Here is a 16,005-nt window from a genome sequence, read left to right on the forward strand (position 1 = left end):
GACCATTCATAGTTTTGCAGGAATTTTGCAGGAATTTTGCATGCCGCTTGTAAATTGTCATACAATACAAAAACTTAATAAAAGTTTTTAATTAAAGCTCTTAATGCTATGTTAGAAGTATTTCGATCCACTTCAAGCAAACTCATATTGCTACTGGTTATTGTTTTGGTAGCTATATTGCAATATCAGTTTTGGTTAGGTGAGGGTGGTTATTTGCCTCATCAAGCGCTTATGCAGCAGATTCAACAACAAGCCGAAGTAAATGATGAGCTGAAAGAGCGAAACCGTATTTTGGCAGCTGAAGTTTTTGACCTGAAAAATGGTACAGAAGCGATAGAAGAACACGCTCGTCTTGATCTTGGTTTAGTTAAGCCTCATGAAACATTTGTTCAAATGAGTACAATTAGTACTAACTATAAGCCTATTTATATTGACCCTAACGCTAAAGTAGATTTGGAAACGAATGAGACACCACCATCACCAGACATCCCAGACTAAATTATGGGCAGTTGTGCCTGCTGCTGGTTCGGGAAGTCGGTTTTCCAAAACTGAATTAAAGCAATATCAATATATTCAAGATGCTACTGTTCTAGAACATACGATTAGTCGTTTAAGTGAACTTCCACTAAGTGGCTATGTGTTAGCAATTGGTGCACAAGATACCTTTGCTTCGACTTTATCTTTTCAAGATAAACATAAAGCTCATTTTTGTCATGGTGGTGCTGAACGTGTGCATTCGGTATTAAACGCTTTAAATTATCTTTTACAGATTGCGGATGAAAATGATTGGGTGTTAGTACATGACGCTGCAAGACCTTGTGTGACTTTTGAATGCCTTGATGCTCTCGTTAAAAGTGCAATTGAAACAAACCAAAGTGCTATTTTGGCAATTCCTGTACGAGATACGCTAAAACAAGTCAATAAAGAACAGCAAATTGACAAAACTGTAAGTCGAGAGTTTTTATGGCAGGCTCAAACCCCTCAAATTGCTAAAATAGGAATACTTAAAAAGGCGATAGAAGTTGCTCTAAAAAATAATTTAACTATTACTGATGAGGCGAGTGCACTTGAATCTATAGGAGAAGGTGTGCAGGTGGTTATGGGGCGTTCTGATAATATAAAAATTACTTATCCCGATGATTTAGAACTGGCTCGTTTAATTTTGCAATCACAGTCTTAAGATTTTCTATACAGAGTAGGAATGTTTTATTTTTTCTAAATAGCCTAAGCAAAATATTTCATTACTACATATCTATTCAAAATAATTAGTATTTTTTAACAACTTGAGCTTATAAAATTGATGAAGTGATTTAATTAGATAATGTTCGATAGTCGAACAAAAAAATCCTAAATCGAACAAAACTATATATTGCTTACTAGATCAAAATAAGAAAATTATCAAAAATGATTAAAAGGGAAATCTAAGAGAAACACTCGGGATTGAGTGAAATATTTATCCATTCTTCTCGCCTCAGTGTGCCTAACTCTCTTGGTTATCTCTTCTTCAATGAGCACAATGGAGTTGTCTAATGATTGACAAAAGTAAGTCCTCACTAAGCGAGGTTCTATCGCAGATTAAAGATGGTGCAACCATTCTGATTGGTGGTTTTGGTACCGCAGGACAACCCGCTGAACTCATTGATGGACTGATTGAACTCGGTGTTAAAGATTTAACTATTGTCAGCAACAATGCAGGTAATGGCGATTATGGTCTGGCTAAACTACTTAAAGCCGGTTCAGTTAAAAAAGTGATCTGCTCTTTCCCCCGTCAGTCTGACTCTTACGTATTTGATGAATTGTACCGTGCCGGAAAGGTCGAGCTTGAAGTCGTGCCTCAAGGTAATCTTGCTTGTCGTATTCAGGCAGCAGGTATGGGATTAGGTGCTGTATTTACCCCAACAGGCTTTGGAACACTTCTAGCTGAAGGCAAAGAAACTCGCCAGATTGATGGTAAAGACTACGTACTTGAATATCCAATCAAGGCTGACTTTGCCTTGATTAAAGCCTACAAGGGCGACCGCTGGGGCAATCTGGTTTATCGTAAATCTGCACGTAACTTTGGTCCGATTATGGCGATGGCTGCGGATGTCACGATTGCTCAGGTTTCAGAAGTAGTTGAACTCGGTGGATTAGACCCAGAGCACATCATCACCCCAGGTATCTTTGTACAGCACGTTGTACAAGTAGCGCCAGCACAGTAAGCAATAAGGAGAAATAACATGAGCTACCAGAAACTCAGCCGTGACCAGATTGCAAAACGTGTGGCACAAGATATTCCAGATGGTGCCTATGTAAATTTAGGTATTGGCCTACCAACCAAGATTGCAAGCTATTTACCGAATGACAAAGATATTTTTCTTCATTCTGAAAATGGCCTGTTGGCTTTCGGCCCACCGCCAGCGGCAGGTGAAGAAGACCCTGAACTGATTAATGCAGGTAAAGAGTTTGTGACCATGCTCAAAGGCGGCAGCTTTTTCCACCATGGTGATTCATTTGCGATGATGCGTGGTGGTCACCTCGACATTGCCGTGCTTGGCGCATTTCAGGTTGCAGCAAATGGCGACTTGGCGAACTGGCACACAGGTGCACCGGATGCGATTCCTGCTGTTGGTGGTGCGATGGATTTGGCTGTAGGTGCCAAGAAAGTATTTATCACTACCGATCATGTGACCAAACAAGGTGAACCGAAGATTGTGGCTGAGCTCACTTATCCGGTTACAGGTAAACATTGTGTGGATCGTATTTACACCGATCTTTGTGTGATTGACGTGACCAAAGAAGGTTTAAAGGTTATTGAGAAAGTTGAAGGTCTTAGCTTTGATGAGTTACAGGCTTTAACGGGTGCAACTTTGATTGATGCGACTCAAGGGTAAGGAAGTAGGGAAATGACATTAAAAAACGCTTATATCATCGATGCCATCCGTACCCCATTCGGCCGTTATGCCGGTGGCCTTGCTCCTGTCCGTGCCGATGATCTTGGTGCTGTGCCGATTAAAGCACTTATGCAGCGTAACCCGAATGTAGATTGGGAACAGGTCGATGATGTGATCTATGGCTGTGCCAACCAAGCCGGTGAAGACAACCGCAATGTCGGTCGTATGTCAGCACTGCTTGCAGGTTTACCGTATCAGGTGCCGGCAACCACCATTAACCGTTTGTGCGGTTCTTCACTCGATGCGATTGCTATAGCTGCACGTGCTATTAAAGCCGGTGAAGCGAACTTGGTGATTGCTGGTGGTGTGGAAAGCATGAGCCGTGCACCTTATGTGATGGGTAAATCAGACAGTGCTTTTGGTCGTAGTCAGAAGATTGAAGACACCACTATGGGCTGGCGCCTCATTAACCCTAAACTTAAAGAATTGTATGGTGTAGACACCATGCCCCAGACTGCCGAAAACGTCGCTGAACAGTTTAACGTCAATCGTGCAGATCAGGACCAGTTTGCCTTGGCGAGCCAACAACGCACCGCAAGCGCGCAAGCCAAAGGCTTTTTTTCTAAAGAAATCGTGGCAGTTGAAATCCCTCAGCGTAAGGGTGATGCTGTTGTGATCGATACTGATGAACATCCACGTGCATCAACCACCCTTGAAGGTTTAAGCAAACTGAAACCAGTTGTAAAAGCAGAGGGAACAGTCACTGCGGGGAATGCTTCAGGTATTAACGATGGTGCAGCAGCTCTACTGATTGCTTCTGATGAAGCCGTGCAAAGCTACAACTTAAAACCACGTGCCAAGATCATTGCTTCAACAGCTGTGGGTGTAGAACCGCACATTATGGGTTTTGCTCCGGCACCAGCGATTAAAAAATTACTTAAACAAGCCAACCTGACTTTAGATCAGATGGATGTAATTGAGCTGAACGAGGCTTTTGCTGCACAGGCTTTGGCCGTGACTCGTGATTTAGGGTTGCAAGACGATAGCAACAAGGTAAATCCAAATGGTGGTGCGATTGCTTTAGGTCATCCACTTGGTGCATCAGGTGCACGCCTAGTCACCACAGCCTTAAACCAGCTTGAACAAACAGGTGGCCGTTATGCCTTATGTTCGATGTGTATTGGTGTAGGCCAAGGCATCGCACTGATTATTGAGAGAGTCTAATTATGAGCCAGTTATATGCCAGCTTGTTTTATCAAAAAGACGTCACTGACATCTTTAGTGACTCATCTTTAATCACATACATGATTCAGGTTGAAGTTGCGTTAGCGCAAGCTCAGGCACAAGTTGGCGTGATTCCTCAAAATGCGGCTAATACCATTGCCCAAGTAGCTGAACAGGCACTGGAAAAGTTTGATTTTCCAGCTTTGGCTATAGCAACTGGATTAGCTGGAAATATTGCAATTCCGTTTGTAAAGCAACTTACGGCAATTGTGAAAGATGTCGATGAAGATGCTTCACGCTATGTGCATTGGGGCGCAACAAGTCAGGATATTTTAGATACAGCATGTATTTTGCAATGCCGTGATGCGTTGAGCATTGTGGAAGCACAACTGCAAGATTGCTACACCACTGCATTACAGCAAGCCAAGCAATATCGTCATCAAGTCATGATTGGGCGTACATGGTTACAGCAAGCTTTGCCAATTACTTTAGGACATAAGCTTGCTCGTTGGGCATCTGCATTTAAACGTGATTTAGATCGTATTGAAGAGATGAAGCCTCGTGTACTTACGGCTCAATTAGGTGGTGCAGTGGGCTCATTAGCTTCTTTGCAAGATCAGGGTTCTGTTGTAGTCAGTGCATTTGCTAAACAGCTTAATCTGACTGTACCAACAAGCACATGGCATGGTGAGCGTGACCGTATTGTGGAAATCGCAAGTGTGCTTGGCATGATTGTTGGGAATACGGGCAAGATGGCACGTGATTGGTCACTCATGATGCAAACAGAAATTGCAGAATTGTTTGAACCAACTGCGAAGGGTCGCGGTGGTTCATCAACCATGCCACATAAGCGTAATCCAGTGGCAGCTGCTTCAGTACTTGCAGCAGCAAATCGTGTGCCTGCACTGATGTCTAGCATCTATCAAAGCATGGTACAGGAACATGAACGTAGCTTAGGTGCATGGCATGCAGAATGGTTAGCCGTTCCTGAAATTTTTCAGCATTGTGCTGGAGCATTAAGTCGTACTAGTGAAGTTTTACAAGGTTTTGAAGTTAATGCTGAGCATATGCAACAGAATCTTGAATGCACGAACGGGTTGATTATGGCTGAGGCTGTCATGATGGCACTTGCTCCAAAAATTGGTCGTTTAAATGCACATCATATTGTTGAAGCTGCATGTAAAACAGCAGTAGCACAAAACCAACATTTATGTGAAGTCGTTAGTCAACTAGACGAAGTAAAAGCGCAGTTTAGCCAAGCAGAAATACAAAATATTTTTAAACCAGAAAACTATTTAGGCAATATTCAGCAACAGATTGATGCAGTTTTGCAAGAAGCACAAGGAGAGTCAAAGTGAAACAGACTATTAGCAATCGCCAAGGAAAACAGCTCACTGTTTATACCGAAGATTTAAAAGACGCTCCTGTGCTTGTTTTTTCTAATTCATTAGGAACAGATCATGGTATGTGGCAGCCACAGGTAAATGAATTAAAAAGTCATTTTAATGTCATTACATATGACACACGTGGTCATGGTGAAAGTGAGGTAATCAGCGATACTACATTGCAAAACTTAGCTGAAGATGTAGTTGATATTTTAGATGCCTTACACATTGAAAAAGCTCATTTTTGTGGAATTTCAATGGGCGGAATTACAGGGCTTTGGTTAGGTATTCATCATCCAGATCGCTTTAATAGCATTACGGTTGCAAACTCGGCAGCCAAAATTGGACAAACTGAAGCTTGGCTAAGCCGTGCGGAGTCTGTAGAACAGAATGGTTTAGCTGAATTGGTTAAAACCACGCATACCCGTTGGTTCAGTGAAAAATTCGACTATCAACATAATGTAGTTGCACAAACAACTATTCAAAGTCTGGCAAATACACCTGCACAAGGTTATGCCAATGCCTGTCGTGCTTTAGCACATGCCGATTTAAGAGATGAAATTGCACAAATCCAAATTCCGGTACTGCTGATTGCAGGAACGGCAGATCCAGTGACAACAGTAGCAGATGCTGAGTTTATGCAGAATGCTATTAAGAACAGTCAAATTGCTAAATTGGAAGCATCTCATCTTTCTAATATCGAGCAACCGCAAAGATTTACTCAGGAATTGACTAGGTTTATTCAGTAAATCTAATAGCTTAGTAGTTTAAAAGGAATTGGCCTTAAGGAGGCAAACATGGCGTCTCAGGATTACGCTGCACCAAATAAAAGTATCGATGCACAAGCGCTGATTAATGATGCTCCGCTTAGTAAGTACCAATGGATGATCGCAATCATCTGTTTCTTAATTATTTTTACTGATGGTATCGATACTGCTGCAATGGGTTTTATTGCTCCGGCATTGGCTCAAGATTGGGGAATTAATCGTTCTCAGTTAGGGCCAGTGATGAGCGCAGCACTTGGTGGAATGATTATTGGAGCTTTGGTTTCTGGCCCAACGGCTGATCGCTTTGGGCGAAAAGTTGTTTTGGCTGTGGCAATGCTTGTGTTTGGTGGTTTTACCTTAGCCTCTGCTTATGCAACTAACTTAGATAGTCTGGTCGTTTTACGGTTTTTGACCGGTATTGGACTTGGTGCAGCGATGCCGAATGCTACCACATTATTTTCTGAGTACTGTCCAACACGTATTCGTTCATTACTCGTGACATGTATGTTTTGTGGTTACAACTTAGGTATGGCAACAGGCGGTTTTATTAGTAGCTGGCTCATCCCGACCTACGGTTGGCACAGCCTATTTTTACTGGGTGGCTGGTCACCTTTAATTTTAATGATTTTAGTGATTTTTGTTTTGCCTGAGTCTTACCGCTTTTTAATTGTAAAGGGGAAGAACCCAGAGAAAGTACGCAAAATTTTAAATCATATCGCACCTGCTCAGATCGAAAATGCGACTGCATTTCACGTGCCTGAAGAGAAAACCGAAACAGCCCAAAAGAAAAATGTCTTCGGAATTATGTTTTCTAGACCATATGCCAAAGGAACGGTTTTACTTTGGTTGACCTACTTTATGGGCTTAGTGGTTGTTTATTTGCTTACAAGCTGGTTGCCAACGCTTATGCGTGAAACAGGTGCCTCAATGGAGCGTGCTGCATTTATTGGTGGATTGTTCCAGTTTGGTGGTGTGGTAAGTGCATTGTTTATTGGTTGGGCGATGGACAAATTCAACCCGAACCGAGTCATTGCTATTTTCTACTTTGCAGCAGGTCTATTTGCGATTGCTGTTGGGCAAAGCTTAGGAAACTCAACATTACTTGCAGTATTGGTGCTTTGTGCAGGTATCGCCATTAACGGTGCACAGTCTTCAATGCCAGCATTAAGTGCTCGTTTCTATCCAACACAGTGCCGTGCAACGGGTGTGTCTTGGATGACAGGTATTGGACGTTTTGGTGCAGTGTTTGGTGCTTGGATTGGGGCTGTACTACTCGGCAATGATTGGTCTTTTACAGCTATTCTGAGTTTATTACTAATTCCAGCGACTGCCGCGGCTGTTGCTGTATTTGTTAAATCACTTGTTGCGCATACCGATGCAACTTAATAGAGGTCTATCACAATGAATGATGAACAACGCTACAAACAAGGCATTGAAGTGCGGACTGAAGTTTTAGGTGAAAAGCATGTTGGTCGGTCTTTGCAAAACCTAAATGACTTTAACGAAGATTTCCAAAATTTTATTAGTCGTTATGCATGGGGTGAGGTGTGGTCTCGTCCAGGTCTACCACGCCATACACGTAGTTTAGTCACTATCGCAATTTTATTGGCGCTTGGCCGTGAAGATGAACTACGCATGCATTTACGTGCCTGTTTCAACAATGGCGTAACCAAAGAAGATTTAAAAGAGTTGATCTTACACAGTTCACTCTATGCAGGTTTACCTGCTGCAAACGCTGCAATGCATATGGCTGAAGAAGTCTTTAAAGAGTTGGGAATAGAAGTTAACCCAATTGCAGCGAAAGAACAGGATTAAGGAGATAAAGATGTCACAACATAGCTGGGGTGCTTACGCCCAACGTAATACAGATGATCATCCAGCAGCGTATACGCCGGGTTATAAAACAAGTGTATTACGTTCGCCAAAAAATGCATTGATCTCTATTAACGAGACCTTAACTGAAGTTACTGCGCCGCATTTTTCTTCAAATCTATTTGGTCCAAAAGATAATGACTTGATTTTGAACTATGCCAAAGATGGCTTGCCAATAGGTGAGCGTGTCATTGTTCATGGTTATGTTCGTGATCAATTTGGACGTCCTGTAAAAAATGCACTTTTAGAAGTATGGCAAGCCAATGCTTCTGGTCGCTACCGCCATCCAAACGATAAGTTTATTGGTGCAATGGACCCTAACTTTGGTGGTTGTGGGCGTACCTTAACTGACGAAAACGGTTTTTATATTTTCCGTACCATTAAACCGGGCCCGTACCCATGGCGTAACCGTATTAATGAATGGCGTCCAGCTCATATCCATTTCTCTTTAATTGCTGATGGTTGGGCTCAACGTCTAATTTCACAGTTTTATTTTGAAGGCGATACGCTCATTGACACTTGCCCGATCTTAAAAACAATTCCTTCTGAAGATCAACGTCGTGCATTGATTGCACTAGAAGATAAAAACAACTTTATCGAAGCCGATAGCCGTTGTTACCGTTTCGACATCACTTTACGTGGCCGTCGAGCGACTTACTTCGAAAATGAATTGACTTAATCGGGAGCACGAGCATGAACAACTGGAATTTTCAGGAATTAAAAGAAACTCCATCTCAAACAGGTGGTCCTTACGTTCACATTGGTTTATTGCCACAGCAGGCTAATATTGAAGTATTTGAAAATAACTTTAATAACCAGTTGGTACAAGACCAGACTAAAGGTGAGCGCATTCGTCTTGAAGGTCAAGTATTTGACGGATTAGGTTTGCCGTTGCGTGATGTACTCATTGAGATTTGGCAAGCCGATGCAAATGGTATTTACCCAAGTCAGGCAGATACACGTGAGCAAAAAGCTGACCCAGCATTTCAAGGTTGGGGTCGCACAGGGGCAGACTTTGAAACAGGTGTTTGGAGCTTCAATACCATTAAACCGGGTGCAACAGCAGGCCGTAAAGGTTCAACTCAGGCACCGCATATTGCATTAGTCATTTTTGCACGTGGTATTAACTTAGGCCTTCATACACGTGTGTATTTTGACGATGAAGCTGAGGCAAATGCTAACGATCCAATTCTAAATAGCATTGAATGGGCACCACGTCGCCAAACCCTTATTGCAAAACGTTCTGAAGAAAATGGTGAAGTTGTTTATCGCTTTGATATTCGTATTCAAGGCGATGACGAAACAGTATTTTTTGATATTTAAGAAACACCTAAGGCTACACATGATTGTCCATGGATGCGTGTAGCCTTTTTAAAGGATGGTATGAAAGAGATGAAAATGAAAACATTATTAAGCTTAAGTTTGCTTACACTCCCATTTTTTACTGCACAGGTGAATGCTGAACCTGTTGCTTTAGCTACTCAAACACAACCTGCGACTACAGCCGTTAAAACAATTGTTCCAATTACAGCGAAAACCAAAGAACAAGCTTTGGCACAAGCTCAAGTGATTGCAAATACAGCAGATGCTGATTTGGCTGAATTTCGTATCGATTTACTGAGTTTTGCGAGTGATACCAAACAAGTTATTGCATTGGGGCATGAATTAAAAAAGATTTTAGGTAATAAACCAATGATTGCCACAATTCGTACTAAAAACGAAGGTGGGCAGCTTGAAATTAGTGATGCTGATTATGGTAAGACCTATCAGGCTTATTTAAAAAGTCCGTTCATGGATTGGTTAGATGTTGAAATGTTCCGTGATCAAAAAGTTGTTTCAGAGATTGTTCAAAAAGCACATCAAAAGAAAGTGTTAGTGGTTATGTCTAATCATGACTTCCAAAAAACACCAAGCCAAGACGAAATTGAAAAGCGCTTGTTAAAACAAGATCAAATGGGCGCAGATATTCTCAAAATTGCTGTAATGCCGAAATCTAAACAAGATGTTTTCACTTTAATGAACGCAACTTTAAAAGTAAGTCAGCAAACCACTAAGCCATTATTGACGATGTCGATGGGGCAGCTAGGTACGATTTCTCGTGTTGCGACTGCCAATATGGGTGGAAGTTATAGCTTTGGCATGATTGGTGAGGCTTCTGCACCAGGTCAAATTGATGTGACTAAGCTCAAACAGATTTTAAAAACCGTTCAACCAACAAACCCATAAATCATAAGGATATGATGAGATGAATACATTACGTTTAACTACTCTTGCATTAGGTTTGATGGTTTCAGGCGTAGCCGCGGCGCAAACTTATGTTGTTGACCGTTATCAAGATGATAGTAATAAAGGTTCGTTACGCTGGGCAATTGAGCAAGCTAACGCTAATCCGAGCGAAGCAAGTGACATCTTAATTCAAGCGGTAGGCAAAGCACCTTATACGATTAAATTAAATAGTACACTTCCTGAAATTAAAGCACCTGTAAAAATCATTGGAACCCAGTGGGATAAAACCGGTGAATATATTACGCTCGATGGTTCAAATTATATTAAAGGTGAAGGTGAAAAAGCGTGTCCTGGTGCAAATCCTGGACAGTACGGGACCAATGTTCGTACCATGACCTTGCCGGGCCTAGTGCTGCGTGATGTAAATAATGTCACTTTAAAAGGGCTAGATATTCATCGTTTCTGTATTGGTGTATTGGTTAACCGTTCAAGCAATAACTTAATTCAGCATAATCGTATTAGTAATAATTACGGTGGTGCGGGTGTCATGATCACGGGTGACGATGGTCAAGGTAACCCAACTGCGACAACCACCAATAACAATAAAGTGTTGGACAATATCCTCTTAGACAATGGTGATGGTTTAGAACTGACACGTGGTGCTGCATTTAACTTAATTGCAAATAACCATTTCATCTCAACTAAGGCAAACCCAGAACCCTCACAAGGTATTGAAATTTTGTGGGGCAATGACAATGCCGTAGTGGGTAACAAGTTTGAAAATTACTCGGATGGCTTACAGATTAACTGGGGTAAGCGTAATTATATTGCCTACAACGAAATGACCAGTAACTCGATTGGCCTTAACATAACTGGCGATGGCAATATTCTCGATAGCAATAGAGTTCATGGTAACCGTATAGGTGTTGCTATTCGTTCAGAAAAAGATGCCAATGCAAAAACGACATTGACTAAAAACCTGATTTGGGACAATGGTAAAGATATTAAACGCTGTGAGGCAGGTGGTTCATGTGTTCCGAATCAACGTTTAGGGGCCATTGTCTTTGGTGTTCCGGCACTTGAGCATGAAGGCTTTGTTGGCTCTCGCGGTGGCGGTGTAGTGATTGAACCGTCTAAGCTACAAAAAACATGTACTCAACCAAATGAACAAGGTTGTAATCCTCAACCTAATCAGGATATTAAAGCACCTAAGTTAACAGCAAATAAAGGTTCAGTTAATATAGAAGTTAATGGTTTGCCAAACCAACGGTACCAAGTTGAGTTTTTTGGAAATCAAAATGCAGCATCAAAAGAAGCAGAACAATATTTAGGAACAATAACAGTTGCCACAGATGCACAAGGCAACGCAAAAGCCACTTGGAAGCCGACGGTTAAAGTTGCCTCGATTACAGCAAATGTAACTGATCACCTTGGTGCAACTTCTGAGCTTGGCTTTACGCAAGTTAAATAACAACTAATAAAGCGCCTCAAGCAGAGGCGCATTTTAGAAAAGATAAAAAGGACTTGAAATGCCAAACGTAATGAAACTGAGTGTGTTAATGATCGCTGTGTTGGGCAGCCAATTTACGCTTGCTAATGAACCATGGTCACAAGATCGCCAATGGTTGCTAGGTGATTGGAATGGTGAGCGTCAGCAGCTAGAGCAACAGGGCTATAAATTTACAGCTTCTATCATGAGTCAGGCAGCTACCAATTTAGATGGTGGTTACAACGACAGTAATACCTTTGAAAATGCAGCACAGCTTTCTTTGGGTGCAAACTTTGATTTAGAAAAAATTGCTGGATGGAAAGATACGACAGCCAGCTTAGTCGTGACTAAACGTGACGGTAATGCGCTCACTTTAGACCGTATTAAAGACCCACGTTCAAGCCAATTAGGTAATGCTCAAGAGATTTATGGGCGCGGTAAAATCTGGCGCCTATCTCAAGCGTGGATAAAAAAAGGCTTTGCTGATAATACAGTACAGGTCAAATTTGGCCGTATGGGTATGTCAGAAGACTTTAATAGTTCTCAATGTGAATTTCAGAACTTATTACTTTGCGGTGGACAGTTAGGAAAATCAATTGGTTCAATTTGGTATAACTCACCCGTTGGTGTTTGGGCGACAAACGTTAAATATCAATTTGCACCTGAGTGGACTTTCGGAATAGGTGTGTATGAGGTCAATCCAGACAATATTAAAACTGAATCAAATAGTGATGGTTTTAATCTGGATATGAACAACGTGAAGGGTGCAACTATACCGGTTGAACTTGCATGGAAACCAAAACTTGCTGCTTTTAACGGCTTACCTGGTGAATATAAAGTCGGTGCGCTGTACTCAACTGCAGAAGCAAATGATATTAAAACTGCCGGTAAAGTTCATGACGGAAAACAAAGTTTCTGGATTAATGCACAGCAACAACTTAGCCATGCCAGCCAAGATCCGAAACGTGGTTTATATGTAAGTTTTAACGGTGTAGTAAACGATAAAGCGACGACTTTTGTTCAAAGTACGCAACAACTGGCATTTTGGTATAAGGGGCCATTTGACAGCCGTCCAAATGACTCGATTGGTTTTGGTATTGCCAACTACGTGGTTAATGATCGTGCTAAAGATAAGCAAATCGCAACTAACGAAAGTCGTGGATATTATAGCTATGACCCGATTGCATCTAACTATATTCCAATTCAAGACGACGAGCTAAATGTCGAGTTGAACTATACCTACCAATGGTCTCCAGCCGTCATGTTGCGTCCAAATATTCAATATATCCATCAACCTGCTGGTGTGAAGGAAGTAGATGATGCTTGGGTGGCAGGCCTGAGTGTGAAAGTCAATTTTTAACAATAATGATGGCTGGTTAGACATGGTTTAACTGGCCCAATGTCTGAACTGTTTGCGTTCAGTATATGTGGAGTAGGATCTATGTCTGAGTCAGATTCTAAGTTTCATATCTTATTCAAAATATGGTGTTTTTTATTAGGTCTGGTTTTACTCGCTACCGGTGTATTTTACATCGTAGGCGGTGGAAAGCTGGTGTCTTTAGGTGGGTCTTGGTATTTCCTTATATCGGGACTGCTAATTACCATTTCCGCAATTAGCATTTTTCGTAAAAAAGTGCTTGGTGTCTGGATTTTTGCAGCTGTCTTTGTTGGTACGGTAATTTGGTCACTTGTTGATGCAGGATGGGATTTTTGGCCATTATTCTCGCGATTAATGTTTCCTGCCGGTCTTTTTGCTGCGTTGCTATTTACCTTACCTTCAATTCGACGTTACCAATTTCAAAACGGTTCAGCAACTCCAGCGTATGCTGTTGGTGGTCTCGTCGTTGTTGGTATGTTGATTGCGCTTTACCAAATGTTCCAACCGCATCCGACGGTAGCAAGTTCAGGTGAAAAGCTACCTTTAGTACCAGTTGACCCTGCAAAAAAACAGGTGAATTGGGAAAATTATGGAAATGATGCGGGTGGTAGTCGCTTTGTTGCTCTCGATCAAATTAACCGAGATAACGTTCATAAGCTAAAAGAAGCTTGGCGTTTTAGAACGGGTGATTTTACAACAGGCAGTGGTAATGGTGCCGAAGACCAAATGACACCATTACAAGTTGGAAATAAAGTTTTCTTATGTACGCCACATAACAATATTTTTGCGATAGATGCCGATTCTGGTAAACAGCTCTGGAAAGCTGAAGTGAACTCTAAAGCTGATGCTTGGGAACGTTGCCGTGGTGTTGCATACTTTGATTCAACTAAGGCACTTGCACAACCAACATTGGCTGGTGCAACGCCGGTAACTACTGTTGCAAGCAACACAGCATGCCCACGCCGTGTATATACCAATACTCCAGATGCTCGTTTAATTGCAGTCAATGCTGATACTGGTGAACGCTGTGCCGACTTTGGTGTGAATGGAACAGTTAACCTGCTCGAAGGCTTAGGTGATGGGACAAAAGCTCCACGTTTCGAAGTCACTTCTGCACCAACGATTGCGGGTACAACCATTGTGGTGGGTAGTCGTATTGCAGACAACGTAGCAGCAGATATGCCGGGTGGCGTAATTCGTGGTTATGACGTGATTACAGGTAAACTGCGCTGGGCATTTGACCCACGTAACCCAGACCCTAATCATGTTCTTAAACCGGGTGAAACATATAAGCGCAGTTCAGCAAACTCGTGGGCTGCAATGTCATATGATCCACAAATGAATACAGTGTTCTTACCTATGGGTAGCTCATCTGTGGACATTTGGGGCGGTAACCGTAATCCTTTAGATCATAAGTACAACACTTCTGTTTTAGCACTCGATGCAACAACAGGTAAAGAGAAGTGGGTGTATCAAACTGTTCATAATGACTTATGGGACTTTGACTTGCCAATGCAACCAAGTCTAGTCGACTTTCCATTAAAAGATGGTACGACTAAACCAGCTGTTGTGATTGGAACCAAATCTGGACAATTCTTTGTTCTTGACCGCGTAACGGGTAAGCCACTTACTAAAGTGATTGAACAACCAGTGAAAGCGGCAAATATTCCGGGTGAGCAATATAGTTTAACTCAACCTCGTTCTATTGAAATGCCTCAGATCGGTAATCAGACTTTAACCGAGTCAGATATGTGGGGTGCAACACCGTTTGATCAACTCATGTGCCGTATTAACTTTAAGTCAATGCGTTATGAAGGTTTATTTACTGCACCGGGTACTGATGTTTCATTAAGCTTCCCAGGCTCTTTGGGTGGCATGAACTGGGGTAGTATTGCTTTTGATCCAACTCATCGCTACATGTTCGTAAACGATATGCGTCTTGGGTTATGGGTGCAACTCATGGAACAAACTCCTGAAGATATTAAAATTCAGGCGAATGGTGGAGAAAAGGTAAATACAGGTATGGGTGCTGTACCAATGAAAGGTACGCCATATAAAGTGAATAAAAACCGCTTTATGTCTGCCTTAAGTATTCCATGTCAAAAACCGCCATTTGGTACCATGACTGCGATTGATTTAAAAACACGTCAAGTCGCATGGCAAGTACCATTGGGTACGGTTGAAGATACAGGACCTATGGGTATCAAGATGGGCTTAAAAGCACCGATTGGTATGCCAACCATTGGTGGCCCAATGGCAACACAAGGCGGTTTGGTCTTCTTTGCTGCAACTCAAGATTACTACTTGCGTGCTTTTGATTCATCTACAGGTAAAGAACTGTGGAAGTCACGTATGCCTGTGGGTAGCCAAGGCACTCCGATCAGCTATGTTTCACCTACAACAGGTAAACAATATATAGTTGTTTCAGCTGGTGGTGCACGTCAGTCTCCTGATCATGGTGATTATGTAATCGCATATAGCTTGGATAAGTAATTAAAGAGGGTAAAAGGAAGAATTTCCTTTTACCCTTGTTTTTTTAATATCTTTTTTCTATTAAAGTATTTGTGTAAATTCTATATTTTTAGAGGGATAGCTTTACCAAATAGTAAAAAAGTGTTTGAAGTTATTGCTAAACTTAAAATATTTCTATAATTAATTCATCCCAAACGCTAGATATAGCCGAATGATTAAGCATTTTCTTTTAATGTTTTACCTATAAATAAAATCTTTATGTTTATTAAGTTTTGTTTAACTTAAGGTTGTGAATTTTAATTAAAAATAAACATTATTC

15 protein-coding genes are annotated in these 16,005 nt (G+C 41.5%); all 15 read left to right on the plus strand.

Annotated features, from left to right (window positions below; all coding sequences use genetic code 11):
• The first annotated feature begins 108 nt into the window (after positions 1–108).
• The 15 genes from ftsB (at position 109) to ABLB96_RS10610 (ending at position 15,707) form a co-directional block, all read left to right on the plus strand.
• Complete coding sequence (gene ftsB, locus ABLB96_RS10540; protein ID WP_309455148.1) at positions 109–498, plus strand: cell division protein FtsB; 390 nt, start codon at positions 109–111, stop codon at positions 496–498.
• Positions 464–1,180, plus strand: coding sequence for a 2-C-methyl-D-erythritol 4-phosphate cytidylyltransferase (gene ispD / locus ABLB96_RS10545; RefSeq protein WP_348896578.1), 717 nt, complete (start codon positions 464–466; stop codon positions 1,178–1,180). Before ftsB ends, ispD begins: the two co-directional genes overlap by 35 nt.
• A gap of 349 nt (positions 1,181–1,529) precedes the next feature.
• Positions 1,530–2,201, plus strand: a complete 672-nt coding sequence (locus ABLB96_RS10550; protein WP_032053885.1) for a 3-oxoacid CoA-transferase subunit A — start codon at positions 1,530–1,532, stop codon at positions 2,199–2,201.
• An 18-nt stretch (positions 2,202–2,219) separates the two neighbouring features.
• Positions 2,220–2,873, plus strand: a complete 654-nt coding sequence (locus ABLB96_RS10555) for a 3-oxoacid CoA-transferase subunit B (protein ID WP_348896579.1) — start codon at positions 2,220–2,222, stop codon at positions 2,871–2,873.
• 12 nt (positions 2,874–2,885) lie between these two features.
• Positions 2,886–4,097, plus strand: a complete 1,212-nt coding sequence (pcaF, locus tag ABLB96_RS10560) for a 3-oxoadipyl-CoA thiolase (protein WP_348896580.1) — start codon at positions 2,886–2,888, stop codon at positions 4,095–4,097.
• Positions 4,098–4,099: 2 nt separating this feature from the next.
• Complete coding sequence (gene pcaB / locus ABLB96_RS10565; protein WP_348896581.1) at positions 4,100–5,455, plus strand: 3-carboxy-cis,cis-muconate cycloisomerase; 1,356 nt, start codon at positions 4,100–4,102, stop codon at positions 5,453–5,455.
• Positions 5,452–6,231 (plus strand): 3-oxoadipate enol-lactonase, encoded by a 780-nt coding sequence (pcaD, locus tag ABLB96_RS10570; protein ID WP_348896582.1) that lies wholly within the window; start codon positions 5,452–5,454, stop codon positions 6,229–6,231. The genes pcaB and pcaD overlap by 4 nt, the downstream gene beginning before the upstream one ends.
• Before the next feature lie 48 nt (positions 6,232–6,279).
• Positions 6,280–7,635 carry an MFS transporter gene (locus tag ABLB96_RS10575; protein WP_348896583.1) on the plus strand — a complete coding sequence of 452 codons (1,356 nt, stop codon included), beginning with the start codon at positions 6,280–6,282 and terminating at the stop codon, positions 7,633–7,635.
• A 15-nt stretch (positions 7,636–7,650) separates the two neighbouring features.
• Positions 7,651–8,064 (plus strand): 4-carboxymuconolactone decarboxylase, encoded by a 414-nt coding sequence (gene pcaC, locus ABLB96_RS10580; RefSeq protein WP_348896584.1) that lies wholly within the window; start codon positions 7,651–7,653, stop codon positions 8,062–8,064.
• A gap of 10 nt (positions 8,065–8,074) precedes the next feature.
• A complete protein-coding gene (gene pcaH, locus ABLB96_RS10585; RefSeq protein ID WP_348896585.1) occupies positions 8,075–8,800 on the plus strand; it encodes a protocatechuate 3,4-dioxygenase subunit beta in 726 nt (241 codons plus the stop codon).
• Positions 8,801–8,814: 14 nt separating this feature from the next.
• Positions 8,815–9,444: a protocatechuate 3,4-dioxygenase subunit alpha gene (gene pcaG, locus ABLB96_RS10590; protein WP_348896586.1), complete on the plus strand. Its 630-nt coding sequence runs from the start codon at positions 8,815–8,817 to the stop codon at positions 9,442–9,444.
• Positions 9,445–9,519: 75 nt separating this feature from the next.
• Complete coding sequence (gene aroD / locus ABLB96_RS10595; protein WP_348896587.1) at positions 9,520–10,347, plus strand: type I 3-dehydroquinate dehydratase; 828 nt, start codon at positions 9,520–9,522, stop codon at positions 10,345–10,347.
• A 19-nt stretch (positions 10,348–10,366) separates the two neighbouring features.
• Positions 10,367–11,818 carry a NosD domain-containing protein gene (locus ABLB96_RS10600; RefSeq protein WP_348896588.1) on the plus strand — a complete coding sequence of 484 codons (1,452 nt, stop codon included), beginning with the start codon at positions 10,367–10,369 and terminating at the stop codon, positions 11,816–11,818.
• Positions 11,819–11,876: 58 nt separating this feature from the next.
• A complete protein-coding gene (locus tag ABLB96_RS10605) occupies positions 11,877–13,196 on the plus strand; it encodes a carbohydrate porin (protein ID WP_348896589.1) in 1,320 nt (439 codons plus the stop codon).
• An 81-nt stretch (positions 13,197–13,277) separates the two neighbouring features.
• Entirely contained in the window at positions 13,278–15,707 is a 2,430-nt protein-coding gene (locus tag ABLB96_RS10610) for a glucose/quinate/shikimate family membrane-bound PQQ-dependent dehydrogenase (protein WP_348896590.1), read from the plus strand.
• Positions 15,708–16,005: the final 298 nt, after the last annotated feature.

Origin of the sequence: Acinetobacter sp. XH1741 (assembly GCF_041021895.1) — a bacterium.
In the GTDB taxonomy this organism is placed as follows: domain Bacteria; phylum Pseudomonadota; class Gammaproteobacteria; order Pseudomonadales; family Moraxellaceae; genus Acinetobacter.

Bases quoted from the DNA above. Each gene is read 5' to 3' on its own strand.
- ftsB (WP_309455148.1), top strand. From the start codon at position 109: ATGTTAGAAGTATTTCGATCCACTTCAAGCAAACTCATATTGCTACTG.
- ispD (WP_348896578.1), top strand. From the start codon at position 464: ATGAGACACCACCATCACCAGACATCCCAGACTAAATTATGGGCAGTT.
- ABLB96_RS10550 (WP_032053885.1), top strand. From the start codon at position 1,530: ATGATTGACAAAAGTAAGTCCTCACTAAGCGAGGTTCTATCGCAGATT.
- ABLB96_RS10555 (WP_348896579.1), top strand. From the start codon at position 2,220: ATGAGCTACCAGAAACTCAGCCGTGACCAGATTGCAAAACGTGTGGCA.
- pcaF (WP_348896580.1), top strand. From the start codon at position 2,886: ATGACATTAAAAAACGCTTATATCATCGATGCCATCCGTACCCCATTC.
- pcaB (WP_348896581.1), top strand. From the start codon at position 4,100: ATGAGCCAGTTATATGCCAGCTTGTTTTATCAAAAAGACGTCACTGAC.
- ABLB96_RS10575 (WP_348896583.1), top strand. From the start codon at position 6,280: ATGGCGTCTCAGGATTACGCTGCACCAAATAAAAGTATCGATGCACAA.
- pcaC (WP_348896584.1), top strand. From the start codon at position 7,651: ATGAATGATGAACAACGCTACAAACAAGGCATTGAAGTGCGGACTGAA.
- pcaH (WP_348896585.1), top strand. From the start codon at position 8,075: ATGTCACAACATAGCTGGGGTGCTTACGCCCAACGTAATACAGATGAT.
- pcaG (WP_348896586.1), top strand. From the start codon at position 8,815: ATGAACAACTGGAATTTTCAGGAATTAAAAGAAACTCCATCTCAAACA.
- aroD (WP_348896587.1), top strand. From the start codon at position 9,520: ATGAAAACATTATTAAGCTTAAGTTTGCTTACACTCCCATTTTTTACT.
- ABLB96_RS10600 (WP_348896588.1), top strand. From the start codon at position 10,367: ATGAATACATTACGTTTAACTACTCTTGCATTAGGTTTGATGGTTTCA.
- ABLB96_RS10605 (WP_348896589.1), top strand. From the start codon at position 11,877: ATGCCAAACGTAATGAAACTGAGTGTGTTAATGATCGCTGTGTTGGGC.
- ABLB96_RS10610 (WP_348896590.1), top strand. From the start codon at position 13,278: ATGTCTGAGTCAGATTCTAAGTTTCATATCTTATTCAAAATATGGTGT.